Origin of the sequence: Rhodococcus sp. RDE2, from assembly GCF_020885655.1 — a bacterium.
Classification (GTDB): domain Bacteria; phylum Actinomycetota; class Actinomycetes; order Mycobacteriales; family Mycobacteriaceae; genus Rhodococcus; species Rhodococcus pyridinivorans.
Window position 1 is genome coordinate 2,892,993 of sequence record NZ_AP025186.1, and the last position, 23,567, is coordinate 2,916,559.

22 protein-coding genes are annotated in these 23,567 nt (G+C 70.0%); 13 read left to right on the plus strand and 9 right to left on the minus strand.

Annotation, left to right across the window (positions count from 1 at the left end; translation table 11 throughout):
- Positions 1–72 precede the first annotated feature (72 nt).
- Complete coding sequence (locus tag LPH33_RS13465) at positions 73–291, plus strand: hypothetical protein (protein WP_226949839.1); 219 nt, start codon at positions 73–75, stop codon at positions 289–291.
- 98 nt (positions 292–389) lie between these two features.
- Positions 390–881, plus strand: a complete 492-nt coding sequence (soxR, locus tag LPH33_RS13470) for a redox-sensitive transcriptional activator SoxR (RefSeq protein ID WP_016696413.1) — start codon at positions 390–392, stop codon at positions 879–881.
- Positions 882–891: 10 nt separating this feature from the next.
- On the opposite strand, the gene LPH33_RS13475 is transcribed toward soxR, so the two are convergent.
- The gene (locus LPH33_RS13475; protein WP_229564936.1) at positions 892–1,776 is read right to left on the minus strand and encodes an alpha/beta fold hydrolase; all 885 of its coding nucleotides are present in this window, start codon (positions 1,774–1,776) and stop codon (positions 892–894) included.
- Positions 1,773–2,006, minus strand: coding sequence for a hypothetical protein (locus LPH33_RS13480; RefSeq protein WP_088899584.1), 234 nt, complete (start codon positions 2,004–2,006; stop codon positions 1,773–1,775). Before LPH33_RS13480 ends, LPH33_RS13475 begins: the two co-directional genes overlap by 4 nt.
- Positions 2,007–2,144: 138 nt before the next feature.
- On the opposite strand from LPH33_RS13480, the gene LPH33_RS13485 reads away from it, so the two are divergent.
- From LPH33_RS13485 to LPH33_RS13495, 3 genes are all read left to right on the plus strand, one after another.
- Positions 2,145–3,179 carry an NAD(P)H-binding protein gene (locus LPH33_RS13485; protein WP_229564937.1) on the plus strand — a complete coding sequence of 345 codons (1,035 nt, stop codon included), beginning with the start codon at positions 2,145–2,147 and terminating at the stop codon, positions 3,177–3,179.
- A gap of 9 nt (positions 3,180–3,188) precedes the next feature.
- Positions 3,189–3,932 carry a VIT1/CCC1 transporter family protein gene (locus LPH33_RS13490; protein WP_229564938.1) on the plus strand — a complete coding sequence of 248 codons (744 nt, stop codon included), beginning with the start codon at positions 3,189–3,191 and terminating at the stop codon, positions 3,930–3,932.
- A gap of 69 nt (positions 3,933–4,001) precedes the next feature.
- Complete coding sequence (locus LPH33_RS13495; RefSeq protein ID WP_229564939.1) at positions 4,002–4,514, plus strand: MarR family winged helix-turn-helix transcriptional regulator; 513 nt, start codon at positions 4,002–4,004, stop codon at positions 4,512–4,514.
- A 22-nt stretch (positions 4,515–4,536) separates the two neighbouring features.
- On the opposite strand, the gene LPH33_RS13500 is transcribed toward LPH33_RS13495, so the two are convergent.
- Together LPH33_RS13500 and LPH33_RS13505 are read right to left on the minus strand one after the other, a co-directional pair.
- On the minus strand, positions 4,537–5,562 hold the full coding sequence (locus LPH33_RS13500; RefSeq protein WP_229564940.1) for an SDR family oxidoreductase: 1,026 nt from the start codon (positions 5,560–5,562) through the stop codon (positions 4,537–4,539).
- Positions 5,563–5,593: 31 nt separating this feature from the next.
- Entirely contained in the window at positions 5,594–7,348 is a 1,755-nt protein-coding gene (locus LPH33_RS13505; protein ID WP_229564941.1) for a glycoside hydrolase family 15 protein, read from the minus strand.
- 269 nt (positions 7,349–7,617) lie between these two features.
- Between LPH33_RS13505 and LPH33_RS13510 the strand changes: the two genes are divergently transcribed.
- The 5 genes from LPH33_RS13510 to LPH33_RS13530 are packed head-to-tail and all read left to right on the plus strand — an operon-like array spanning position 7,618 to position 16,904.
- Positions 7,618–9,411, plus strand: coding sequence for a thiamine pyrophosphate-requiring protein (locus tag LPH33_RS13510; RefSeq protein ID WP_145691901.1), 1,794 nt, complete (start codon positions 7,618–7,620; stop codon positions 9,409–9,411).
- 10 nt (positions 9,412–9,421) lie between these two features.
- Positions 9,422–10,516: an enolase C-terminal domain-like protein gene (locus tag LPH33_RS13515; RefSeq protein ID WP_160877702.1), complete on the plus strand. Its 1,095-nt coding sequence runs from the start codon at positions 9,422–9,424 to the stop codon at positions 10,514–10,516.
- A 33-nt stretch (positions 10,517–10,549) separates the two neighbouring features.
- Positions 10,550–13,522 (plus strand): FAD-binding and (Fe-S)-binding domain-containing protein, encoded by a 2,973-nt coding sequence (locus tag LPH33_RS13520; protein ID WP_229564942.1) that lies wholly within the window; start codon positions 10,550–10,552, stop codon positions 13,520–13,522.
- Positions 13,519–15,321: a cytochrome c oxidase subunit I gene (gene ctaD / locus LPH33_RS13525; protein WP_229564943.1), complete on the plus strand. Its 1,803-nt coding sequence runs from the start codon at positions 13,519–13,521 to the stop codon at positions 15,319–15,321. Before LPH33_RS13520 ends, ctaD begins: the two co-directional genes overlap by 4 nt.
- On the plus strand, positions 15,318–16,904 hold the full coding sequence (locus tag LPH33_RS13530; protein ID WP_229564944.1) for a phytoene desaturase family protein: 1,587 nt from the start codon (positions 15,318–15,320) through the stop codon (positions 16,902–16,904). Before ctaD ends, LPH33_RS13530 begins: the two co-directional genes overlap by 4 nt.
- A gap of 24 nt (positions 16,905–16,928) precedes the next feature.
- Here LPH33_RS13530 and LPH33_RS13535 read toward each other — a convergent pair whose 3' ends face one another.
- Positions 16,929–17,135 (minus strand): hypothetical protein, encoded by a 207-nt coding sequence (locus tag LPH33_RS13535; protein WP_006552774.1) that lies wholly within the window; start codon positions 17,133–17,135, stop codon positions 16,929–16,931.
- A gap of 129 nt (positions 17,136–17,264) precedes the next feature.
- Here LPH33_RS13535 and LPH33_RS13540 point away from each other — a divergent pair, with 129 nt between their 5' ends.
- Positions 17,265–18,461 (plus strand): Fic family protein, encoded by a 1,197-nt coding sequence (locus LPH33_RS13540; RefSeq protein ID WP_229564945.1) that lies wholly within the window; start codon positions 17,265–17,267, stop codon positions 18,459–18,461.
- Positions 18,462–18,521: 60 nt separating this feature from the next.
- On the opposite strand, the gene LPH33_RS13545 is transcribed toward LPH33_RS13540, so the two are convergent.
- Entirely contained in the window at positions 18,522–18,746 is a 225-nt protein-coding gene (locus LPH33_RS13545) for a DUF2188 domain-containing protein (protein WP_160877860.1), read from the minus strand.
- 151 nt (positions 18,747–18,897) lie between these two features.
- Between LPH33_RS13545 and LPH33_RS13550 the strand changes: the two genes are divergently transcribed.
- Entirely contained in the window at positions 18,898–19,953 is a 1,056-nt protein-coding gene (locus tag LPH33_RS13550) for a tyrosine-type recombinase/integrase (protein WP_160877862.1), read from the plus strand.
- A 78-nt stretch (positions 19,954–20,031) separates the two neighbouring features.
- Entirely contained in the window at positions 20,032–21,471 is a 1,440-nt protein-coding gene (locus LPH33_RS13555; protein ID WP_160877864.1) for an NAD(P)/FAD-dependent oxidoreductase, read from the plus strand.
- 55 nt (positions 21,472–21,526) lie between these two features.
- Here the strand turns inward: LPH33_RS13555 and LPH33_RS13560 are convergent, their stop codons facing one another.
- The 3 genes from LPH33_RS13560 to LPH33_RS13570 all read right to left on the minus strand — a co-directional run bounded on the left by LPH33_RS13560 (position 21,527) and on the right by LPH33_RS13570 (position 23,517).
- Positions 21,527–21,976, minus strand: a complete 450-nt coding sequence (locus LPH33_RS13560) for a PaaI family thioesterase (protein ID WP_088899596.1) — start codon at positions 21,974–21,976, stop codon at positions 21,527–21,529.
- Between the two features lie 118 nt (positions 21,977–22,094).
- Positions 22,095–22,580: a hypothetical protein gene (locus LPH33_RS13565; RefSeq protein ID WP_106199568.1), complete on the minus strand. Its 486-nt coding sequence runs from the start codon at positions 22,578–22,580 to the stop codon at positions 22,095–22,097.
- A 220-nt stretch (positions 22,581–22,800) separates the two neighbouring features.
- Entirely contained in the window at positions 22,801–23,517 is a 717-nt protein-coding gene (locus LPH33_RS13570) for a hypothetical protein (RefSeq protein WP_229564946.1), read from the minus strand.
- Positions 23,518–23,567: the final 50 nt, after the last annotated feature.

The following is a 23,567-nucleotide window of genomic DNA, read 5'->3' on the forward strand; positions in this document are numbered from 1 at the left end:
CGGGCGGCAGCGGCGGGGCGCGCGGGGTGCCGCTCCCCCGCTGGGCCGGTCGGAGGTTCTACGGTGGTCGGCGTGACGATCCCCGCATCGAGTTATCTGTTCCAGGCCCGGACGTTCGTGAGCGGTTCCCGTAAGTGGCGGTTCGAGGCGGCGTTGGCGACGGCGCGGGTCTGCGAACGGTTCGAGCGGCCGTACCCGAAGTCGGTGCGGACGTGGGCGCACACCGCGTACGACATGTTGCGGATGGATGCGCCGGAGGTCGCTGCCGAGTTCGGGCCGCCGTCGTTCTGACCCCGGGTGCTCACGCGAGCCGGGTGCCCGGCGTCTCCGGTGGCCGGTACTGTGCAGCACAACTCGATCACGATGTCTGCGGGGCGAGGAGGGGGCCGATGAACCCTGCGATATGGCTGACACCCGGCCAGTTGGCGGACCGTTCCGGGGTGGCGGTCTCGGCGCTGCACTACTACGAGTCGCGTGGTCTGATCACCAGTCGCCGCACCTCGGGCAATCAGCGGCGTTATCGCCGCGACACGCTGCGCAAGGTCGCGTTCATCAAGGTCGCGCAGGGCGTGGGGGTGTCGCTGGACGAGATCAAGGAGGCGTTCGATTCGTTGCCGGACAGTCGTGTGCCGACGACGGAGGACTGGGCGCGGCTGTCGCGGGCGTGGCACGACCGGCTGACCCGCCGCATCGAGGATCTCACCGCGTTGCGGGACAGTTTCACCGATTGCATCGGCTGCGGGTGCCTGAGCTTGGCGTCGTGTCCGCTCGCGAATCCCGGTGACGTGCTCGGGCAGCAGGGTCCGGGTCCGCGTCGGCTACCGGTGCACGACGACGATCCGCCGGTGGAGGCGGCGCCGCGCGCGGAGTCGTCCGGCTGAGGTCACACGGTCAGGTGCGCGCGGCCTCGATCTGCTGCACGAACCGGGCGGTGGCGTCGGCGACGTCGCGGGGATGGGAACGCGGCGACCAGTGCCCGGCGTCGAGTGGGTGGATGCGCAGGTCGGTGACCCAACGGGAGGTGTCCTCGTAGCCCACGGGACGTACCGCACGGTCGCGCAGGTTCTGGATCAGCTGGACCGGGACGTCGGTGCGCCGCTCGCGGGGTCGGGCGAGACGCGCGCGGATGTTCGCCCGGTACAGGGACAGTCCGTGCACCATGTCGTCGGCGAGGGTCGGGGCGACGGGTGCGATCGCGGTGGGGTCGGTGCGGTCGAAGAATCCGACGAAGGCCGGCCAGTGGTGGGCGAGCCAGCCGCGCAGCACCGGATTCGGCAGGCCGGGGATCTGGAAGGCGAGGGTGTAGGCGGAGGCGAGGGCCTGTTCGGCGGGGCCGAGTGGGCGTTTGTGCCGGAGGCGGCGGCGCATCCACAGGCCGAGGTGGTCGAGGTTGGGGCCGGAGATCGAGGTGTGGGAGGCGATGCGCTCGCCGGCGTCGGGTTCGCACACCGCTTCCCAGCACAGCACCGCGCCCCAGTCGTGGCCGAGCAGGTGGACCGGGTCGTTCGGGGCGAGGGCGTCGATGACGGCGTGCAGGTCGGCGGCGAGGTGCTCGAGCCGGTAGTGCGCCACCTCGCGGGGCACGGTGGAGGCGCCGGCGCCGCGGTTGTCGTAGCGCAGGATGCGGAAGTCGTCGGCGAGCAGGGGTGCGACGCGGTCCCACAGGGCGTGGGTGTCGGGCCAGCCGTGGACGAGGACGAGCGTCGGGCCGTGCGGGTTGCCTTCTTCGACGACGTGGAGTCGGACGGGCCCGTTGGGGACGGTGTGCGTGGTCATGGTTGTCCTGACGCCTCGGGGGCCGGGGGGTGATCGCCGGTGGGGCGGGTGAACAGCGTGCGGCGGCGCAGGCTGCTGGCGATGGCGAAGAGGGATTCGGAGACGGAGGTGGGCCGGCCGTGGCGGCGCTGGACGAGGTGTCCGAGGGCGGACAGCAGTCCGGCGCCGAGGGGGACGGCGAGGACGAACAGTATCCGATGTCGCAGTGGGCTGCCGCGCAGCATCGACATGGGAGGCCTCCTTCGATACCGGCCACTGTATTTGTGACCAACGGTAACACTATTTCTGGTGATGAGAACCACTCCTGATGTTTCGCGACGGTCCCGCGCGTGCATCCCTCCCGAAGGCGACAAGGGACGGAACAGCGCATGAGAGTTCTCGTGATCGGTGCCTCCGGCTACGTCGGCAGCCGGGTCGTACCCGCCTTCCTCGCTACCGGCTGCACCGTGCGCGCCGCCGCTCGGAACCCGGCGGCCTTGCGACGCTTCTGGTGGCACGACCGGGTCGAGACCGCGCAGGTGGACGTCACCGCCGCGCACACTCTCCCACCGGCGCTCGACGATGTCGACGTCGTGGTCTATCTCGTGCACGGGATGCGCTCGGCGCACTTCCGGGACCTCGACCTGGCAGCGGCCCGCACCGTCCGGCACGCGGTCGATGCCTCTCCGGTGACGCGCGTCGTCTACGTCTCCGGGCTCGTCCCCGAGTGTGCGCCGGACGCGCTGTCCGAGCATCTGCTCTCGCGCTGGGAGGTCGAGCAGGAACTGTCCCGATCCCGCCGCACGGTCATCACGCTGCGAGCCGGGATGGTGCTCGGCTCCGGGTCGACGAGCTTCGAGGTGCTCGGCCAACTCGCGGGGCGCCTACCCGTCACCGTGGTGCCCGACTGGATGGACTCGCGGGTCGAGCCGATCGCGGTCGTCGACCTGGTCGCCGCAGTGCTCGGGGCGGCCGTCGCGGACACTCCCACGGACTCGTTCGATGTGGGCTGCGGACAGTCGCTGCGCTATCCCGAGTTGCTCCGCCTCTACGGGCAGGTCACCGGCATGCCGCGCGCCCAGGTCACCGTCGCCGGATTGCCGGGCGCGGTGATCGGCCGAATCGGCGCGTGGCTCACGGAGGTGCCGTCGGGAACCGTGGCGGCGCTGATGGAGAGCCTGCGGCACGACATGACCGCCCGCGATCGCCGGTGGATCGGCCGCCTGGCCCCGGCTGCTCATCGGCCGTTGGGGATCGTGCAGGCGCTGCAGCGCGCAGTGCTGCCCGCCGATGTGAGTGTGCCGTGCGCGCAGCGGGACCCGATGGGTGCGCTGCCCGGGGACCCGGAGTGGGCGGTCGCCGCGGCGGAGGCGCGCCGATACTCCGCCGTGGGGATCCCCCCGCGCCGCCGTCCGTCGGTGTAGCTTCACGACATGCCCCGTCCGGATCCGGCGTCACCGAACGATTCCCGCAGGCGGCACGAGGACCGCGAACCGCACACCGCCGGATTGGCGAGCAGACTCAACTGGTTGCGGGCGGGTGTTCTCGGCGCGAACGACGGCATCGTCTCGACCGCGGGACTGGTCGTCGGTGTGGCGGCCGCGACGACGAACGAGGCGGCGATCCTCACCGCCGGTGCGGCCGGGCTGGCCGCGGGGGCCGTGTCGATGGCGCTGGGCGAGTACGTGTCGGTGAGTACGCAACGCGACACCGAGCGCGCGGCGCTGTCCACGGAGCGTCGTGAGCTCGCCGCCATGCCGGAGGCCGAACTCGCCGAACTGGCCGCCCTGCTCGAAGGCAAGGGATTGTCGGCGGTCACGGCGCGTGCCGCGGCGGAGGAGTTGACGGCGCGGGATCCGCTTGCCGCGCATGCCGAGGTGGAGTTGGGGATCGATCCGACCGAACTGGCGAATCCGTGGTCGGCGGCGTTGTCGTCGGCCGTGTCGTTCACCCTGGGCGCGCTGGTGCCGCTGCTGATGGTGGTGTCGGTGCCCGACACGGTGCGGATCCCGGTGACGTTCGTGGCGGTGTTGTGTGCGCTGGCGGCGACGGGATCGATCAGTGCGTGGCTCGGCCGGGCCCGGCGGGGTCGGGCGGTGGTGCGGGTGGTGGTCGGTGGTGCGCTCGCGATGGTCGTGACCTATGGGGTGGGTCAGTTGTTCGACACCGTCGTGTAGCGGGCGTGCCGTGATCCGTGCGGTTGCGCAACAGTTGCGGGATCGCATGCATCGTCGGAGGATGACGCCATGAACTCCCCTGCCCGGTCCCCGTCCGGTGGTCGCTCGAACAAGAAGTTCGATCGGCAGGTCGATGCGGTGATGTCGGCGTCGCGTGCCCTGGTGGGCATCGCGGCGGCCTCGGTGGCCGAGGTCGAAGACCGTGTCAGCATCCCGCATCTGCGCATTCTCGTGCTCGTGGGCACGCGGGGGCCTCTCACCCTCGCCGGGGTGGCGGACGAGCTGGGGGTCGATCCGTCCGGTGCCAGCAGGGCGGTCGACAAGCTGATGAAGGCAGGTCTGCTCGATCGGCGGGACTCTCCGGAGGATCGTCGGAAACTGGCGTTGACGTTGACACCGGACGGTGCGGCGGTGGTCCACACCGTCATGGACCACCGCCGCGACGCGATCGCTGCGGTCCTGAGCCGGTTGAGCGCCGGGCAGCGCGACGAACTCGCCGCCGCCTTCGGTGTCTTCGCCGAGGCCGCCGGGGAACCGGCCACCGAGGATGCGCTCACGTTGTTGTGGCCGATCCATCCGTGACCGGGTGCCGCGGCCGGGGAGGTCATGCGGTGCGGGTCCGTGCCGCGAGGGCCATTCCGGTGGCGGTGAGTACGCCGGTCACCGACGCCGCGAGCAGTCCGTGACGGCGGGACAGCCAGGCCTGCGCACTCGAGGTCCGGGCGCGGTCGTCGAATTCTCCGTGGGCACCGAAGTCCGTTCCGTCCGGCCCGTCCGCGGGCTGCCAGAGATTGGCGGGCTGGTCGGGGTCTCGGGGTCGGTCGGTCTGCTGGGAGTCGAATCCGGTGCGGGCGAGATAGCGGTCGAGCAGTCCGGGGGCGAGTGCGTTGGCAGCGAGGGTCGCGGCGGTGCTCGCCCCGACCCAGTATTCGCGGCGGCGCGGGTGGTCGGCGGCGTGCAGCACCGCGCGGGCGGCCACCTCGGGCTGGTAGATCGGGGGTACGGGTCGGGCGTGGCGCGGCAGCCGGGAGAGCACCCAGGAGAACTGGGGAGTGTTCACGGCGGGCATCTGCACCATGGTGACGTGGATGTTGCTGTGCCGGTGCAGCAGTTCGCAGCGGAGCGCTTCGTGGAAACCCTGGATGGCGTGCTTGGCGCCGCAGTAGGCGCTCTGCAACGGAATGCCGCGGTAGGCCAGGGCCGAACCGACGTGCACGATCGTGCCGCGATCGTGCGGTGTCATCCGTTTCAGGGCGGACATCGTGCCGTAGACGAAGCCGAGATAGTCGACTTCGGTGACCCGGCGGTATTCGTCCGGGGTGATCTCGGTGAACGGGGCGAAGACCGACGTGAACGCCACGTTGATCCATACGTCGATGCGGCCGAAACGCTCCACCGTCGCGGCGGCGGCCGCGTCGACGGCATCGGGGTCGGCGACATCGGTGGGCAGGATCAGCGCCTGTCCCCCGGCCGCCTCGATCTCGCGGGCGGCGGCGGCGAGCCCGGTCTCGCCGCGGGCGAGCAGCGCGATCCGGGCGTGGCGTCGTCCGTAGGCGCGGGCCACGGCCCGTCCGATGCCGGCGCTGGCGCCGGTGACGACGACGACCTGGTCGGTGCGTGAGGATGTCATGAGACCGGAGTCCTTTCGGTGTGAGGGGCGCTCATCCCTCGGAGTTCCAGGGGTGGGCGAGACGCCGGGCCGCTTCGAGCAGCAGGGCGTGCACGAAGGCCTGCGGGAGATTGCCGCGCAGTTGCCGTTCGACGACGTCGAATTCCTCGGTGAACAGCGCCGGGGTGCCGCATGCGGCGCGGTTGCGTTCGAACCACCGCACGGCCTCGACGGTGTTGCCCTGCTGATGGTCGGCGAGGGCCATGAAGAACCCGCACAGCAGGAATGCGCCTTCGGCGTCGGCGAGGGGACGGTCGTCGTGGCGGAAGCGGTAGATGTAGCCGTCGCTGCCGAGTTCGGTGCGGACGGTGTCGAGCGTGCGGCGGCTCAGTGGGTCGGTGGCGGGTAGCGCACCGCGGATGACGGGTAGCAGCAGGGCTGCGTCGATGCGGTCGTCGTCGGGTGCACGTTGCCATCGCCCGGACGGATGGGTGCTGTCGGCGAGGACGGCTCGGGTCAAGGTGTCGGCGAGATCGTTCCACCGGTCCCGTTGTGCGCGGGGAGCGACGGTGGCGGCGGCCCGCAGACCCGCGATACAGGTCAGTTTCGAGTGCGTCCAGTGGCGGCGGTCGAGTTCCCAGATACCGGCATCGGGGTCGCACCGGCGTAACTCGACGGCGGCGGCGGCGGTCTCGACGGCCCGCCAGTCCCGGCTGTCGAGTCGGTCGTCGCGGGCGGCGGCGGCGAACAACAGCAGGGCTTCACCGAAGGTGTCGAGCTGGAACTGGTGGTTGACCCGGTTGCCGACGACCACCGAGCCGCCGGGATAGCCCGGCAGCGGCAGAGCGCTCTGGGACGGCACGTCCCCTCCGCCGACGGTGTACGCCGGTTTCAGATCGGGTCCGTCGGCGAGAATACGGTCCCCGACGAAGCGCACCGCGGCGTCGAGGAGCGGATGCGGGCCGTAGGCGGCGGCTGCGTGTCCGGCATAGCACTGGTCGCGGATCCAGCAGTAGCGATAGTCGTAGTTGCGCCCCTGCGCCGCGCGTTCGGGCAACGAGGTGGTCGCGGCGGCCACCATGCCGCCGCTGCGGCTGGTCAATCCGGTCAGCACGGCCGTGGCGTGGCGGGCATCCCGGTCGGCGAGTGTGCCGTCGATCGGTCGTACCGCGCTCGCCCACGCCTGTTCCGTCCGGTGCCAGAGTTCGTCGGCCGGGGCCGGATCGCTGTGGAACGGCCGGTCGGAGATCTCGAGGATCAGGTCGTGGCTGCGTCCGGCCGGCAGGTGGAGATGCATGTCGAGGCCGGTCTCGGTCGGGCATGCCTCCGCGGCGCCGCTCCACCGCAGGTACATCCGTCCGGCGGTCAGTTCCCAGCGGCCGTCACGGAGGGTGGGGTGCGTCGTGTGGTGGCAGCCGGCGCCGGTGCGCAGCATGACCCGCAGCCGGGTGTCGTCCTCGGGGGCGAGGATGCGACGCAGGATCACGGCGGTGTGCGGGTCGGCGGGCATGGCGAGCGCTTCCCGGCATTCGACGATGCCGGTGGCGACCCAGCGGCTGCGCCAGATCAGGGTTCCGTCCTCGTAGTAGCCGCCCCAGACGAAGCGGGTGGTGTCGGGGGCGACGGCGTACGTCCCGTCCCCGCCGAGCAGGGTGGAGAAGACGGGGTCGGAATGCCAGGAGGGCGCGCACATCCAGGCGAAGTCGCCGCGGGGGCCGACGAGGGCGCCGCGTTCTCCGTCGGCGACGAGCGCGTACTCGCGCAGGACGTGGGGTGCGACGTCTGCGCCGGACCAGGGTGTTCGCATCGTGGCCTCGGCTTTCGCTTCGAATCGGCACGAACGAGTGGATCGGTGGGTGTGGTCCCACCCACCACCATCTTGCACCCGGCAATCATTGCGCAAACGCAATATTTGCGTTCGGTTGCCAGTTCTGTCGGGAAGGACGACCATGGGGCGTACCGAGCGCACCGTCCGATCCGGCACCCACGGAGCCGAGACGCACCCTGCTGCACCTCCCCTCTCGCCCTTCCGAACGGCATGCGAACAACCCCGACGCCCACGGTAAGGAGACACCGATGGCCGAGAAGAACGTCGCAGACCATCTGCTCGAGCGGCTGCGCGACTGGAACGTCGAACACGTCTTCGCCTATGCCGGTGACGGCATCAACGGCATCCTCGCGGCCTGGGGCCGAGCGGACAACCACCCGCAGTTCGTGCAGTCCCGCCACGAGGAGATGAGCGCTTTCGAAGCGGTCGGCTACGCCAAGTTCACCGACCGGCTCGGGGTGTGCATGGCCACCTCCGGTCCGGGCGCGATCCATCTGCTCAACGGCCTCTACGACGCCAAACTCGACCACGTCCCGGTCGTCGCCATCGTCGGGCAGACCAACCGCACCGCCATGGGCGGCTCCTACCAGCAGGAAGTAGACCTGCTGAGCCTGTACAAGGACGTCGCGAGCGACTACGTGCAGATGGTCACCGTCCCCGAGCAATTGCCCAACGTGCTCGATCGGGCGATCCGCACCGCCCTGACCCAGCGCGCGCCCACCGCGCTGATCATCCCCGCCGACGTGCAGGAACTGCCGTACTCGCCGCCGACCCACGAATTCAAGATGGTGCCGTCGAGCCTGGGATTCGACCGCCCGCACATCACCCCGGACGACGGGGCGATCGCCCGGGCCGCGGAGATCCTCAACGCCGGGCACAAGGTCGCGTTGCTGGTCGGCAACGGGGCGCGGGCAGCGTCGGCCGAGATCGAACAGGTCGCCGACACGCTCGCCGCCGGCGCCGCCAAGGCCCTGCTGGGCAAGGACGTGCTGTCGGACGAGTTGCCCTGGGTCACCGGAGCGATCGGTCTGCTCGGCACCCGGCCCAGCTACGAGATGATGCGCGACTGCGACACCCTGCTCACCATCGGCTCGAGCTTCCCCTACACCCAGTTCCTGCCCGACTACGGTCAGGCCCGCGGAGTGCAGATCGACCTCGACGCGCGCCTCGTCGGCATGCGGTATCCCAACGAGGTGAACCTCGTAGCCGACGCGAGAACCGCACTGCTCGCGCTGCTGCCGCATCTCGAATACAAGCAGGACCGCAGCTGGCGCGAGAAGATCGAAGCGGACGTCGCCCGGTGGTGGGAGACGATGGACATGCAGGCCGCCGTGCCCGCCGATCCGGTCAACCCCCTGCGGTTGTTCGCCGCACTGTCCCCCCGGTTGCCCGACGATGTCATCGTCACCGCCGATTCCGGATCGTCGGCCAACTGGTACGCCCGCCAGCTGCGCTTCCGCGGCCGCATGCGGGGGTCGCTGTCGGGCACCCTGGCCACGATGGGACCGGGCGTGCCGTACGCGATCGGCGCGAAGTTCGCCCACCCGGAGCGGCCGGTGATCGCGTTCGCCGGCGACGGGGCGATGCAGATGAACGGCCTGGCCGAGCTGATCACCATCCGACGCTACTGGCAGAGCTGGCGCGACCCCCGGTTGATCGTGGCGGTGCTGCACAACAACGACCTCAACCAGGTGACCTGGGAGATGCGCGCCATGGCCGGATCCCCGAAATTCGCCGAGTCCCAGACACTTCCGGACATCGACTATGCCGCCTTCGCCGCCTCCCTCGGGTTGCAGGCCGTCACGGTGACCGACCCGGACGATCTCGACTCCGCCTGGGACGCGGCGCTGACCGCCGATCGTCCCACCCTGCTCGACGTCCACACCGACCCGAACATGCCGCCGATCCCACCGCACGCCACCTGGGAGCAGTTCAAGGCGGCCACGGCGGCGGTGCTCGGCGGCGACGAGGACCGGTGGGACTTCGTCAAGGAAGGCCTCCGCACCAAGGCCCAGGAATTCCTGCCCCACCCGAACCGCTGACGGCATCGACGTGACCGTCATCGACGTCACCGCCGCGGCGTACACGATCCCCACCGACACCCCCGAGGCGGACGGCACCCTGGCGTGGGACAGCACCACCGTCGTCCTCGTCCACGCCCACCATCCGGACGGTGTCGGCGTCGGCTGGACCTACGCCCCGGCGGCATGTGTCCCGGTCGTCACCGATCTGCTCGCCCCGATCGTCGTCGGACGCTCGATCCAGGACGTGCCGGGCATGCACGAGGACATGGTGCGGGCACTGCGCAATGCCGGGCGTCCCGGCATCGCCGGCTGCGCCCTGTCCGCCGTCGACGTGGCCCTGTGGGACCTGAAAGCGCGCCTGGCATCTCGCCCATTGCACCGTATGCTCGGGGCGCTCCGCGACCGCGTCCCGGTCTACGGCAGCGGCGGTTTCACCACCTACGACGACGACCGGCTCGACGCTCAGCTGCGCCACTGGGTGCACGAGCAGCACATCCCCCGCGTGAAGATCAAGATCGCCGAGAGCCGGGGCACCGCGACCCCCCGCGATCTGCACCGCATCCGCCGCGCACGTGAGGCGATCGGCGACGCCGCCGAACTGTTCGTCGACGCCAACGGCGGCTACACCGCCAAGCAGGCCGTCCGGGTGATGGACGCCGCCGCCGACTGCGGTGTGCGCTGGCTCGAGGAACCGGTGTCCTCCGACGACCTCGACGGTCTGCGCCGGGTCCGCGAGGCGGTGCGTGCCGAGGTGACCGCCGGTGAGTACGGCTACGACCTGCCGTACTTCCACCGCATGTGCGCCGCCGGCGCCGTCGACTGCCTGCAGGCGGACCTCACCCGCTGCGGCGGCATCACCGAATGGCTACGAGTGGCCGCCGTCGCCGCGGCGCACGGGCTGGACCTGTCCGCGCACTGCGCCCCGCACCTGCACGTCCACGCCGCCGCCACGATCCCGCACCTGCGGCACCTCGAATGGTTCCACGATCACGTGCGCATCGAGACGAGATTCTTCGACGGCGCCCTCGACCCGGCCGGCGGAAGCGTGCGGCCACGCGACGACACCCCCGGGCACGGCCTGACCCCCAAGCTCCCCGACCTCGACCGCTTCCGGGTGCGGTAACGGTCCCGGGCACCCCATGAGGAGGACGATCCAGTGAGCACCCACCCCACCCGCCGCACGGGTCGACGCTCGACGTTGCTGTTCGACGAGCTCGCCGCGGCCCTGCGCGACCGCATCGACGGTGAGGTCCGGTTCGACGCCGGCTCCCGCGCCGCGTATTCCACCGACGCCTCCAACTATCGGCAGGTCCCGATCGGGGTGGTCGTGCCCCGCACCGCGCAGGCCGCCGTCGACACCGTCGCCGTGTGCCGCGAGTTCGACATCCCCGTGCTCTCGCGCGGCGGCGGCACCAGCCTGGCCGGGCAGTGCTGCAACACCGCGGTGGTGCTCGACTGGAGCAAGTACTGCACCCGGATCGGGGAGATCGACGAGCACGCCGGCACCGTCACCGTCGAACCCGGCATCGCCCTCGACGCCCTCAACGACGCGCTCGAGCACACCGGGTGGATGGTCGGTCCGAAACCCTCCACCCACGTCAGCTGCACCATCGGCGGCATGATCGGCAACAATTCGTGCGGATCCACGGCGCAGGCATACGGCAAGACCGTCGACTCGGTACTCGCCCTCGATGTGCTCACCTACGACGGCACCCGCATGTGGGTGCAGGCGACCGGCGACGACGACTACGAGCGGATCGTGCGCGGCGACGACCGGCGCGCCGAGATCTACCGCGGCCTGCGCGCCCTGCGGGACCGCTGGGCCGACGACATCCGCGAGCGGTATCCCGACATCCCCCGCCGCGTCTCCGGCTACAACCTCGATTCGCTGTTGCCGGAGAAGCACTTCGACATCGCGCAGCTGCTCGTCGGCAGTGAGAGCACCCTCGTCACCGTGCTCGGGGCGCGCTTGCAGCTGGTGCGCCGCCCCGCGGCGTCAGCGCTGGTACTGCTCGGCTTCGACGACATCACCGCCGCCGCCGACGCCGTCCCGCTCGTCGTCTCCCACGGCCCCGCCGCCCTCGAAGGCATCGACCATCGGCTCGCCGAACTCGAACACAGCCGGCGCCTCGCCGAGAAGGCCCTGCAGCAACTGCCCGAGGGCCGTGCCTGGTTGATGGTGCAGATGAACGGCGACGACCGGACCGACGCCGACGACAAGGCCAAGACGATGATCGACGACGTGTGCCGACGCACCGGGGCACATGCCGCCGTCTTCGACGACCCCACCCACAAGAAACAGATCTGGGCGGCCCGCGAGGCCGGGCTCGGCGCCACCGCCTACCCACCGAACGAACCGGAAACCCATGAAGGATGGGAAGACGCGGCCGTGCCCCCGGACCGGCTCGGGGACTATCTGCGCGACTTCCGGGCACTGCTCGAGCGATACGGCTACGGAACCGCCTCGCTGTACGGGCATTTCGGCCAAGGATGCGTACACACCCGCATCCCCTTCGATCTGCGCACCGCCCACGGCATCGCCGAGTACCGGTCCTTCGTCGAGGACAGCGCCCGGCTCGTCGTCCGCTACGGCGGGTCGCTGTCCGGCGAACACGGAGACGGGCAGTCCCGCGCCGAACTGCTACCGCTGATGTTCGGCGAGCGGCTGATCACCGCGTTCGAGGAACTCAAAGCGCTGTTCGACCCCGACGATCGCATGAACCCCGGCAAGATCGTCCACCCGTTCCGGCTCGACGAGAACCTGAGACAGGGCAGCGACTACCGGCCCGCCGAACCGAGCACCCACTTCGCCTATCCGGACGACGGTCACCGCTTCGCGCACGCGGCGGCCCGCTGCGTCGGCGTCGGCAAGTGCCGCGGTCACGAATCGGGGGTGATGTGCCCGAGTTACCGCGCCACCGGCGAGGAGGAGCATTCCACCCGCGGTCGTGCCCGCCTGCTGTTCGAGATGCTGCAGGGAGACGTGATCACCGACGGTTGGCGCTCGACGGAGGTCAAGGACGCCCTCGATCTGTGCCTGGCGTGCAAGGGTTGCCGCAGCGACTGCCCGGTCGATGTGGACATGGCGACCTACAAGGCCGAATTCCTCTCCCACTTCTACGCCCACCGGCCCCGGCCTCGCGCGCACTACGCGATGGGCTGGATCCCCGTCTGGGCGCGCCTGGCGGCCCTGGCGCCCGGCGCGGTCAACACCGTCGCGCACGCTCCGGTGCTGGCGGATCTGGTCAAGACGGTCGGTGGGGTCGATCGACGCCGGCCGCTGCCGCGGTTCGCCGACCAGCGTTTCCACCGCTGGTTCGCCATGCGGGAGACACCGGTCGGGGGCGGTGAGCGCGGCACGGTGCTGCTGTGGCCCGACACGTTCACCGACAACTTCGATCCGCAGATCGCCCGCGATGCCGTCACCGTCCTCGAACACGCCGGTTTCTCGGTGCGCCTACCCGAGCGTGCCGCCTGCTGCGGTTTGACCTGGATCTCCACCGGCCAGCTGGCCACCGCGAAACGGGTGTTGCGCCGCACCCTGGCGATCCTCGCCCCGGAACTGCGGGCGGGCACCCCGATCGTGGTGCTCGAACCGAGTTGCGCGGCAGTGTTCCGCGCCGATCTGCCGCAGTTGCTGTACGGCGACCAGGACGCGCAGCGGCTGGCCGACCAGACGGTGACGCTCGGCGAGTTGCTGCACGCCCGCGCCCCGGACCGTCATTCGCCACATCTGCGCGCGTCGGCGTTACTACAGCCGCACCAGCGCGCGTCGGCGTTGCTGCAACCGCACTGCCATCAGCATGCCGTGCTGAAATACGGTGCCGAACAGGCTGCGCTCGACGCCGCCGGGGTGGACGTCGAGGTCCTCGACGCCGGATGCTGCGGCCTGGCCGGGAATTTCGGATTCGAATGCGGGCATTACGAGGTGTCCGTGGCCTGCGCCGAGGACAAGTTGCTGCCCGCGGTCCGCCGCGCGGCGCCGGGCACCCTGCTGGTGGCGGACGGGTTCAGTTGCCGCACCCAGGTGCGTGATCTGCTGCCGGGCAGCACGCCGCTGCACACCGCGCAGATTCTCGCTGCGGCGGTGCACGAGTCGGGGGTGCACGAATCGGGCCGTCGACCATGACCGCCACCGAGGTGCGGCCGCTGCGGCCCGCACGTCCCTATCCGCGGCGCCGCCACCCGAAGGGTGCGGCGATCGTCGAGGCAGTGACCACCACGGATCCGAAGCGGCTCGGGGTGTTCTATCTGTGCACCGCCTTCGGTTTCTTCCTGTTCGGTGGGGTCCTGGCGATGTTGCTGCGGGGCGAACTGGCGGTGCCGGGGCTGCAATTCCTGTCCAATGAGCAGTACAACCAGTTGTTCACCCTGCACGGCACGGTCATGTTGCTGCTGTATGCCACCCCGATCGTCTTCGGTTTCGCCAATTACATCCTGCCGTTGCAGATCGGTGCGCCGGATGTGGCGTTCCCGCGGCTGAACGCGTTCAGCTACTGGGCGTTCCTGTTCGGTGGGCTCGTCACCGTCGCCGGTTTCGTCACCCCGGGCGGGGCGGCCGATGTCGGGTGGACGGCCTATGCGCCGCTCAGCGATGTGGCGCATTCCCCGGGGATGGGGGTGAACATGTGGATCGTGGGTCTGGCGTTGTCGGGTCTGGGCACCATCCTCGCGGCGGTCAACATGGTCACCACGGTGGTGTGCCTGCGCGCACCGGGCATGACCATGTTCCGGATGCCGATCTTCACTTGGAACATCCTGATCACCAGCCTGCTGGTGTTGTTGGCTTTTCCGATTCTCACGGCTGCGCTGATGGGTCTGCTGGCGGACCGGCAGTTGGGGGCGCACATCTACGATCCGGGCACCGGGGGCGCGATCCTGTGGCAGCATCTGTTCTGGTTCTTCGGTCACCCCGAGGTGTACATCATCGCACTGCCGTTCTTCGGCATCGTCTCGGAGATCTTCCCGGTCTTCTCCCGCAAGCCGATCTTCGGATACAGCGGCCTGGTCTACGCGACCATCGCGATCGCGGCGCTGTCCATCGCCGTGTGGGCGCACCACATGTACGCCACCGGCGCGGTGCTGCTGCCGTACTTCTCGTTCATGACCTTCCTGATCGCCGTCCCGACCGGTGTGAAGTTCTTCAACTGGATCGGCACGATGTGGAAGGGCCAGATCACCTTCGAGACACCGATGCTCTTCGCCGTCGGCTTCATCGTGACCTTCCTCTTCGGTGGCCTGACCGGTGTCATCCTCGCGAGCCCGCCGCTGGACTTCCACCTGCACGACTCGTACTTCGTGGTGGCGCACTTCCACTACGTGCTCTTCGGCACCATCGTGTTCGCGACCTACGCAGGCATCTACTTCTGGTTCCCGAAGATGACCGGACGCATGCTCGACGAGCAGCTCGGCCGCTGGCACTTCTGGCTGACCTTCATCGGCTTCCACACCACCTTCCTGGTGCAGCACTGGCTCGGTAACGAGGGCATGCCGCGTCGTTACGCCGACTACCTGCCGTCCGACGGGTTCACCACCTTGAACACGATCTCCACCATCGGTGCGTTCATCGTGGGCGCCTCGACGCTGCCGTTCCTGTGGAACGTCTTCAAGAGCTACCGCTACGGCCAGGTCGTCACGGTCGACGACCCGTGGGGCTACGGCAACTCACTCGAATGGGCGACGACCTGCCCGCCGCCGCGGCACAACTTCTACGAGCTGCCGCGCATCCGCTCGGAGCGTCCCGCCTTCGAGCTGCACTACCCGCACATGGTCGAGAAGATGCGGACCGAATCCCATGTCCTTCCGCTCGGCATCGGACGCGAATCGCATCTCGCCGAGGACACCGCGCACCGCGGCGAACATGCCGACCCCTCGAACGGCACCGACCCGCCGGCCGGATCGTCGGCCACGGAGGGCTCGTCCCGGTGAGCGACTACGACGCGGTGGTGATCGGCGCCGGTCCGAACGGACTCGTCGCCGCCAATCTGCTCGCCGACGCCGGATGGAGTGTGCTCGTGGTCGAGGCCGCCGCCGAACCCGGCGGGGCCGTGCGCAGCGCCGAGATCACCGCCGAGGGCTTCGGCACCGATCTGTGCAGCGCCTTCTATCCGATGGGGGTGGCCTCCCCGGTGCTCGCCGGTCTGGACCTGCACCGTTACGGGCTGCGCTGGCGTCACGCGCGGGATGTGCTGGCCCACCTCTTTCCCGACGACGAGATCGCGGTGCTCTCCCGCAACGTCGAACGCACCGCCGCGTCGGTGGCCCGGTTCGCACCCGACGACGCCCGGGCCTGGCGCGACGAACTCGCGCTGTGGCAGCGCATCGGCGGCCCGCTCCTCGACGCGTTGCTGAGCCCGTTTCCCCCGATCCGCGGTACCGCCGCCCTGGCGCGGAGCACCACCGGCAGTGAAGCGATCCGGTTGCTGCGCCGGTTCCTGTTACCGGCCCGACGGTTCGGGCAGGAGACCTTCTCCGGCGACGGCGCTCGAATGTTATTGGCGGGCAACGCTGTCCACAGTGATCTGGGTCCCGACGACGCCGCGGGCGCACTGTTCGGGTGGTTGCTGACCATGCTGGGGCAGACCGTCGGCTTCCCCGCACCCGCGGGCGGGGCGGCGCGGATCACCGACGCGCTGGTCCGTCGGCTGACCGACCGCGGCGGCACGATCGAATGCGGTCGGGAGATCACCGGCATCCTCGTGCAGGACGGTCGCGGCGTCGGGGTCCGGGACGCCCACGGCGACCGGATCCGCGCCACCCGGGCAGTGCTCGCCGACGTGCCCGCCCCGACGCTGTACCGGCAGTTGCTCGGGGAGGAGCATCTGCCGGCCCGCCTGCTCCGCGATCTGCGGCACTTCCAGTGGGACGACGGCACCGTGAAGGTCGACTGGGCGCTGTCGGGTCCGATCCCCTGGTCGAACCCGGCCGCCTCCGGGGCGGGCACCGTCCATCTCGGCGTCGACATGGGCGGGCTGGCGATCTATCACACCCAGTTGCGCAACGGGACACTGCCGGACCATCCGTTCGTGCTGCTGGGCCAGATGACCACCACCGACCCGTCCCGGTCACCGCCGGGCACCGAGGCGGTCTGGGCGTACACCCATGTACCCCGGGATCTCGTATGGACCGCCGACCGGCGCGAACGGTTCGCCGATCGGATCCAGGCCGTCGTCGAACGGCACGCACCGGGGTTCACCGGTCGCATCCTCGGCCGTGCCGTCCAGAGCCCCGCCGAACTCGAACAACACAATCCCGCTCTCGTCGGCGGGGCCATCAACCAGGGCACCCCCGCCCTGCATCAACAGCTGATCTTCCGGCCCACCCCCGGCCTGGGCCGCGCCGATACTCCCGTGGACCGGGTGTTCCTGGCCGGCGCCTCGGCGCATCCCGGTGGCGCGGTCCACGGTGCGCCCGGCGCCAACGCCGCGCGGGCCGCGCTGGCCCGCGACGGCGCCGGCGGCGGGATGTATCGCACGGTGATGCGTTCGCTCCAGCACACCGTGCTGCGGTAGACCCTCCCGCTGCGGTCGGGGCGACTAGTCGACCGGGCCGAGCGCGGGAGCGGTCACGAAGCTCAGCGCGTCGTTGCCGGCGAGGTGGTTGTCGATGATGCGCTCGATGGCCTGCCGCCATTCCTCCCGCACGGTCCCGGCGTCGTCGCCGGCATCGAGTCTCTGCAGGATGTTGTGCTGCGCAACGTGATAGGCCATAGGCGTGTCGATGTCGAAGGTCGGTAGTGCCATGGCCGGCACCATACGTCCGAATCACCCACGGCCCAAACCCCCGGTTCCGGTCGTGCACACGGGCCCGAACCGAACCCACCCCCGATCCATACCATCGGATAATTGACTATCCGATGGTATGGTCCGGGGATGGCATCGGTTGACGTCGAGTCCGGCTGGCCCGCGGTCACCTACGAACAGCACCCGTGGGTGACCAGCGATGCCTACGGCTCGCGGCGGGAGAAACGCCTGACCACCGGCCCCTACCGCGCCGCGGTACCCCCCTTCATCGCCCACCGGCCGATCCCCCTCGACGGCGAACTGCAGGCCCTCACCGAGGAAGCCGCCACGGAACTGACCCGATTCGACGTCGAGGTCGGACACATCACCGCCCCGTTCGCCTCCATCCTGCTGCGCACCGAGAGCGCGTCGAGTTCGGAGATCGAGAACCTCTCCAGCGGGGCGCGGCAGATCGCGCTCGCCGAACTCGGCGAACACGCCTCCCGCAACGCCCGCCTGATCGTCGGCAACGTGCGGGCGATGCGCGCGGCGCTCGAGCTGTCCGATGCGATCGACGCCGACGCGATCCTGCGGATGCACCACGCGCTGCTCGAGCACGACGATCCGGCGATCGCCGGCCGCTGGCGCACCCAGCAGGTGTGGATCGGCGGGGGCAGCCTGGGTCCGCACACCGCACAGTTCGTGCCCCCGCACCACGCGCGGGTGCCCGAGCTGATCGACGATCTGGTGGTCTTCACCAACCGGGTGGATCTGCCGGTGGTCGCGCAGATCGCCGTCGCGCATGCCCAGTTCGAGACCATCCACCCGTTCCCGGACGGCAACGGCCGGGTGGGCCGCGCGCTGATCCAGGCGATGCTGCGCGGCGGGCAGCTCACCCGCAGTGTCGCCGTGCCGGTCTCGGCGGGCCTGTTGCACAACACCGGGGAGTACTTCGATGCGCTCGGCGCCTACCGCGCCGGGGACATCGGGCCGATCGTGCACTCGATCGTCGATGCGTCGTTCGCGGCGGTCGCCAACGGCCGCACGCTCGTCGCCGATCTCGAGGCGGTGCGTGAGCTGTGGCGGTCCCGGGTGACGGCGCGGCGGGATTCGGCGGTGCACCGGCTGGTGGACGTGCTGTTGCGCCAACCGGTGATCGACAACCGCTCGGCCGCCGCGACCTTGTCGGTGACCGGCGCCAACGCGCAGATCGCCATCGACCGGTTGGTGGACGCGGGGATCCTCACGCAGATCACCGAGGGGCGCCGCAATCGCATCTGGCAGGCCAAGGACGTGGTGCGGGTGCTCGACGAGTTCGCCGCGCGCGCCAAGCGCCGCCGCGGCTGACCTCCCCGGTGTCGCTCCGCCCGGTGTCGATCGGTTCGGTGTCGCTCGGTTCGGGGTCGATCAGCCCGGGATGTCGCGCGGGTCGTGACCGTAGGTGTTGCGTTCGCCGATGCTCCCGTCGAGGTTGTGGACGAGATGTTCGACCTTGCGGCGGCGCGCCTCATCGCGGCCGGCGGCGACGGCCTCCTCGCGGGTGGGATAGCTGCCGAGCAGGTCGTTCGAGCCCTCGATGCGGTTGTGCCAGGATCCGTCCTGGTGGAACGTCTCGACATCGCCGGCGGGCATGGGGTGCTCCTCTCCACGAAGGGTCTGTTGTCCACCGCGTACCCGGTGCCGGTGTCCCCGAATCCGGACGCGGTCTCTGCTGTCCCGTCGGTCCCTGCTGTCACACTGGACTCGCACATCTGTACGAGCGGATCTTCACGGGAGGGGCATCGTGGCGGGCAGCGCGACCGAGCCGGGATTGTCGGACTGGATCGGGTCGTATCTGGAGACCTTACAGACCGCGAAACGGTCCCCGCACACCATCAAGGCCTACCGGCTCGACCTGCACGCGGTGCGCGCCCATCTCGCCGCGACCTGCGCCGTGTCGGAGGAGACGCTCACACTCGGGGACGTGACGGTGCGCGGCTTGCGGTCGGCGTTCGCGGCGTTCGCCGCCGAACGGCAACCGGCGTCGGTGCGCCGCGCGTGGTCGGTGTGGAACAACTTCTGCAACTTCCTCGTCTCCGAAGGGGTGTCGGAAGGCAACCCGATGGCCTCGATCGCGCAGCCGAAGAAACCGCAGCACACCCCGAAGGCGTTCTCCCCCACCGCGATCAATCAACTCGTCGACACCATCACCGTGGAGGCGCAACGTCCCGCGGAGTCGGCGCGGGACTGGCCGCAGCGCGATCTGGCGCTCATCGCGACCCTGCTGCTCACCGGGATCCGCTCGGACGAGTTGATCCGGCTCGATGTGGGCAGCATCCTCGGCGGCCGCGAAGCGCCGGTGCTGCGGGTGCTCGGCAAGGGCGCGATCGAACGGGAGATCCCCCTCGAGGACAGCTGGACGGCGATCGTCGCCGCCTATCTCGAGGAACGCTACGCCCGTTTCCCCGCCGCGCGGCGCCGCACCCGCGACCGCGACGAACTGCCGGTGTGGGAGCGGCACGACCCGGCCGACCCGCTGTTCGTCGGCGCGGACGGCAAACGCATCACCCGCGGCACGCTGCAGTACCGGGTGCGGCGCATCTACCGCCGCGCCGGTATCGAGTCCGAACGCAAACGCGGTGCGCTCGCCCACGCGTTGCGGCACACCTTCGCGACGAGCCTGGCCGACAGCGGCGCGACGATGGTCGAGTTGCAGCAGCTGCTCGGGCACCGGTCGTTGCAGACCGTGCAGGTGTACACCTCGGCAACCAACGATGCGGTGCGGCACGCCGCGCGGCACAACCCCGTCTACGGGTTGCTCGGGTCGGGTCGTGAGCCGCTCGGCGACGGGCCGGGTTAGCTCGTCGGTTGCGCTGTGGGCGGGCGCGGCAACTGCAAGACTGGGGATCGATCCATCCGGCAACGTGAAGGAGCATCCATGAGCGTCGAGCAGACCGAACCCCGCCGTCATCGTGTGGTCGTGATCGGATCCGGTTTCGGTGGGCTGTTCGGGACCCAGGCCCTGGCTCGTGCCGATGTGGACGTCACGGTCGTGGCGCGCACCACCCATCACTTGTTCCAGCCGTTGCTGTACCAGGTGGCCACGGGCATCCTGTCGGTCGGCGACATCGCCCCGGCGACCCGCATGGTGCTGCGCAGACAGAAGAACGCGCAGGTGCTGCTCGGGGACGTCGAGAAGATCGACCTGGAGAACCGGACGGTGACCTCCCGGTTCCTCGAGCGGTACACCACCACCGAATTCGACAGCCTCATCGTCGCGGCGGGCGCCGGCCAGTCCTATTTCGGCAACGACCAGTTCGCCGAGTTCGCGCCGGGCATGAAGACCATCGACGACGCCCTCGAGCTGCGCGGCCGGATCCTCGGGGCGTTCGAGCAGGCCGAACTGTCCCACGATCACGAGGAACGCGCCCGGTTGCTGACCTTCGTGGTGGTCGGCGCGGGCCCGACCGGGGTGGAGCTGGCCGGGCAGATCGCCGAGCTCTCGCGCCGCACCCTCAAGGGCACCTTCCGCAACATCGATCCGACCGAGGCGCGGGTGGTGCTGCTCGACGGTGCCTCCGATGTGCTGCCGGTCTACGGCGGCAAACTCAGCCGCAAGGCCCGCAACACCCTCGAACGGCTCGGGGTGGAGATCCAGCTCGGCGCGATGGTCACCGACGTCGACGCCGACGGTCTCGTCGTCAAGGAGAAGGACGGCTCGCAGCGACGCATCGAATCGCAGTGCAAGGTGTGGTCGGCGGGCGTGGCGGCCAGCCCGCTCGGCAAGCAGCTCGCCGAACAGTCCGGCGCCGGGATCGACCGGGCGGGCCGGGTGGAGGTGCTGCCGGATCTGACACTGCCGGGGCATCCGAACGTGTTCGTCATCGGCGACATGATGTCGCTGAACAAGCTACCCGGGCTGGCGCAGGTGGCGATGCAGGGCGGCAAGTACGCGGCCCGGCAGATCATCGCCTCCCTCGACGGCGCCGACCCGACCCATCGGGAACCGTTCAAGTATTTCGACAAGGGCAGCATGGCGACCATCTCGCGGTTCAGTGCGGTCGCCAAGGTCGGCAAACTCGAGATCAGCGGGTTCCTCGGCTGGGTGGCGTGGTTGTTCATCCACCTGCTGTATCTGGTGGGGTTCTCGTCGAAGCTGTCCACGCTGTTGTCGTGGGCGCAGGCGTTCTTCTCCACCGGCCGCAACGAGATGGCCGCGACCGAGCAGCAGGTGTTCGCGCGGATCGCGCTCGAGCACATGCGCTCGGACGAACCCGGCGGCGACTCGCAGAACGGCGAGAGCGCGACGAAGGGCGGGGACCGTTCGGCGGAGGCTCCGGCCGGGCGGGGCCGCGGGGGGACGCAGGCCGCGGGCTGATCGTCGGCGCTCCGGCCGGGCACGGTGTCCCGGCCGGAGCCGCCCGGCTGCAGGGTCAGTGCCCGATGCGGTCCGCGTTCGTGATGTTCGCCAGGCGCACCTGCCCCTGCGCGACGAGACGGTCCTGCTCGTCGACGATCTCCACCCGCCACACCTGCTGGGTGCGTCCGCGGTGCACCGGGGTGCCGGTCGCGGTGAGGACCCCTTCGCGGGTCGCGCGGAGGAAGTCGGTGTTGTTGTTGACCCCGACGACGTTGCCCTTGTCCCCCAGCCAGTTGGCGCCGGCGACGCTGGCGACGGTCTCGATCACCGCGCAGTACACCCCGCCGTGCACGATGCCGTAGGGCTGGTGCTGCGTGGGGGTGATCGTCCACCGGGCCCGCGCGAGATCGGGTCCGAGTTCGACGAACTCGAGGCCGAGGGCGGTGTTGAAGCCTCGGTCGTTGACGGCGTTGATCGCCTGCACGTCGTGCTGGGCCGGGGCGGAGGTGGACTGGTCGCTCATACGGGCTTCCCTTGTTCGTGCGTGGGTCGACCGGCCGCCGGGACAGGTGGCCGTCGAACGATGGTAGGACATGGCGATTTTCGGACGCCTGACCTCCGAGCGTGGCACGCGGGGCTGGTCACTGCAGGGTCACCAGCAGCGCGTAGGCGACGATCGAGTAGCCGTCGGGGATCGGCCCGAACCGGTGCATGGTCCGCGCGCCCTCGTACTCGACGCCGTACCAGCCCGCGTCCGCGGTCGGGATCCTGATGGTCCGCTGGATCACCGGGTGACGTTCGGCGACCCGGGCGCGCCCGTGCGGTCGGGTGCGGTACAGCGTCCACAGATAGCGGTCCCACACCAGATGCCCGGTGAGCACGACGTCGCCGAGGGTGTCGAGTTGCGGTGGGAGCACGGTGGTGAAGCCGTGACCGAGATGGGCGAGCAGTTCGATCCGATCGTCGACGGTGATCTGCTCGACCCGGGCGGGTATGTGCCGGACGAGTTCGCGGATGCAGTCGCTCGCGCCGGGGGTGGTCCAGGAGGTGGTCGGTTCACACACCTGCCCGGGGACGGGTTGGTCGGGCCACGGTTCGAGGTCTTCGATCATCCACAGGGTGGTCATCTCTCGGTGCTTCCCAGGTCGCGGCGCGGATTCCTCCAGCATCCTCCGGGTTCGCCACCGCAGCGCCTGCGATCGGCCGGTTGCGCTGTGCGTCGACGGCGCAGGCTCCGGACACGCGACGGCGGGCCCCACATGGATGTGAGGCCCGCCGCGGGAAGGGACCGGGAGTCACTGCAGCCCTCAGGACTCCGCTGCGGTCCGGCAGTCGGAACGGATTCGATTATAGGGAAGGCTGTCCTAATCCGGCAAGGCCTCGGACGGGATAGCCGGCGGCGACGAAGGCGTCGAGCAACGCCTGACCGCGGCGCGCGGCGGTGCGGCGGGAGGCGCCGCCCAGCACGGGCAGCTGGGCGGCGCCGGTGACGACGGTGCGCCCGACGATCGCCCAGAAGCGGTTCCGGTCGAGCGGGGCGAGGGAGCGCAGCGCGAGATGGACGGCCTCGAGGGCTGTTGCGGCGCGGTGGGCGGTCCACACCGCCATCGCCCGCTCGCACGGCAGCACCACCACGTCGCGTTGCCCGACGGCACGGTCCTCGGGCAGCACCCGCAGGGTGTCGTCGGCGAGACCGGCCCAGTCGATGCAGCCGTCGCTGTCCTGGTGCAGCCACAGATTGTCCAGACCCGGATCCCAGACGCGGCCCTCGAGGGCGTAGGGAGCGAGGACGCGGCCGACCACGGCGTGGATGAGGGCGCCGGCGACCTGTTCGACGGCGATGCGCGGGTCCTCGGTGTCGAGCAGGGCGCGGTCGTAGAGCGCCTCGATGCGCTGTTGCCGTTCACCGCCGCCGAGGAACCACCAGCGGCGGCGGGGTTCTTCGTCGATACAGGCCACCGCATACACGCGGGGGGCTCCCGCGGCGAGTGCGCGCAGCCGGGCGCGCGTGTCCTCGAACGGGCGGACGGGTGCCGCCGTGGGCGGCAGCAGCAGCGTCGTCATCCGACACCTCCTGATCGACGGTGAATCCTGATTAGGTAAGCCTAACCATT

Bases quoted from the DNA above. Each gene is read 5' to 3' on its own strand.
- soxR (WP_016696413.1), top strand. From the start codon at position 390: ATGAACCCTGCGATATGGCTGACACCCGGCCAGTTGGCGGACCGTTCC.
- LPH33_RS13475 (WP_229564936.1), bottom strand. From the start codon at position 1,776: ATGACCACGCACACCGTCCCCAACGGGCCCGTCCGACTCCACGTCGTC.
- LPH33_RS13480 (WP_088899584.1), bottom strand. From the start codon at position 2,006: ATGTCGATGCTGCGCGGCAGCCCACTGCGACATCGGATACTGTTCGTC.
- LPH33_RS13485 (WP_229564937.1), top strand. From the start codon at position 2,145: ATGAGAGTTCTCGTGATCGGTGCCTCCGGCTACGTCGGCAGCCGGGTC.
- LPH33_RS13490 (WP_229564938.1), top strand. From the start codon at position 3,189: ATGCCCCGTCCGGATCCGGCGTCACCGAACGATTCCCGCAGGCGGCAC.
- LPH33_RS13495 (WP_229564939.1), top strand. From the start codon at position 4,002: ATGAACTCCCCTGCCCGGTCCCCGTCCGGTGGTCGCTCGAACAAGAAG.
- LPH33_RS13500 (WP_229564940.1), bottom strand. From the start codon at position 5,562: ATGACATCCTCACGCACCGACCAGGTCGTCGTCGTCACCGGCGCCAGC.
- LPH33_RS13505 (WP_229564941.1), bottom strand. From the start codon at position 7,348: ATGCGAACACCCTGGTCCGGCGCAGACGTCGCACCCCACGTCCTGCGC.
- LPH33_RS13510 (WP_145691901.1), top strand. From the start codon at position 7,618: ATGGCCGAGAAGAACGTCGCAGACCATCTGCTCGAGCGGCTGCGCGAC.
- ctaD (WP_229564943.1), top strand. From the start codon at position 13,519: ATGACCGCCACCGAGGTGCGGCCGCTGCGGCCCGCACGTCCCTATCCG.
- LPH33_RS13535 (WP_006552774.1), bottom strand. From the start codon at position 17,135: ATGGCACTACCGACCTTCGACATCGACACGCCTATGGCCTATCACGTT.
- LPH33_RS13540 (WP_229564945.1), top strand. From the start codon at position 17,265: ATGGCATCGGTTGACGTCGAGTCCGGCTGGCCCGCGGTCACCTACGAA.
- LPH33_RS13545 (WP_160877860.1), bottom strand. From the start codon at position 18,746: ATGCCCGCCGGCGATGTCGAGACGTTCCACCAGGACGGATCCTGGCAC.
- LPH33_RS13555 (WP_160877864.1), top strand. From the start codon at position 20,032: ATGAGCGTCGAGCAGACCGAACCCCGCCGTCATCGTGTGGTCGTGATC.
- LPH33_RS13560 (WP_088899596.1), bottom strand. From the start codon at position 21,976: ATGAGCGACCAGTCCACCTCCGCCCCGGCCCAGCACGACGTGCAGGCG.
- LPH33_RS13565 (WP_106199568.1), bottom strand. From the start codon at position 22,580: ATGACCACCCTGTGGATGATCGAAGACCTCGAACCGTGGCCCGACCAA.
- LPH33_RS13570 (WP_229564946.1), bottom strand. From the start codon at position 23,517: ATGACGACGCTGCTGCTGCCGCCCACGGCGGCACCCGTCCGCCCGTTC.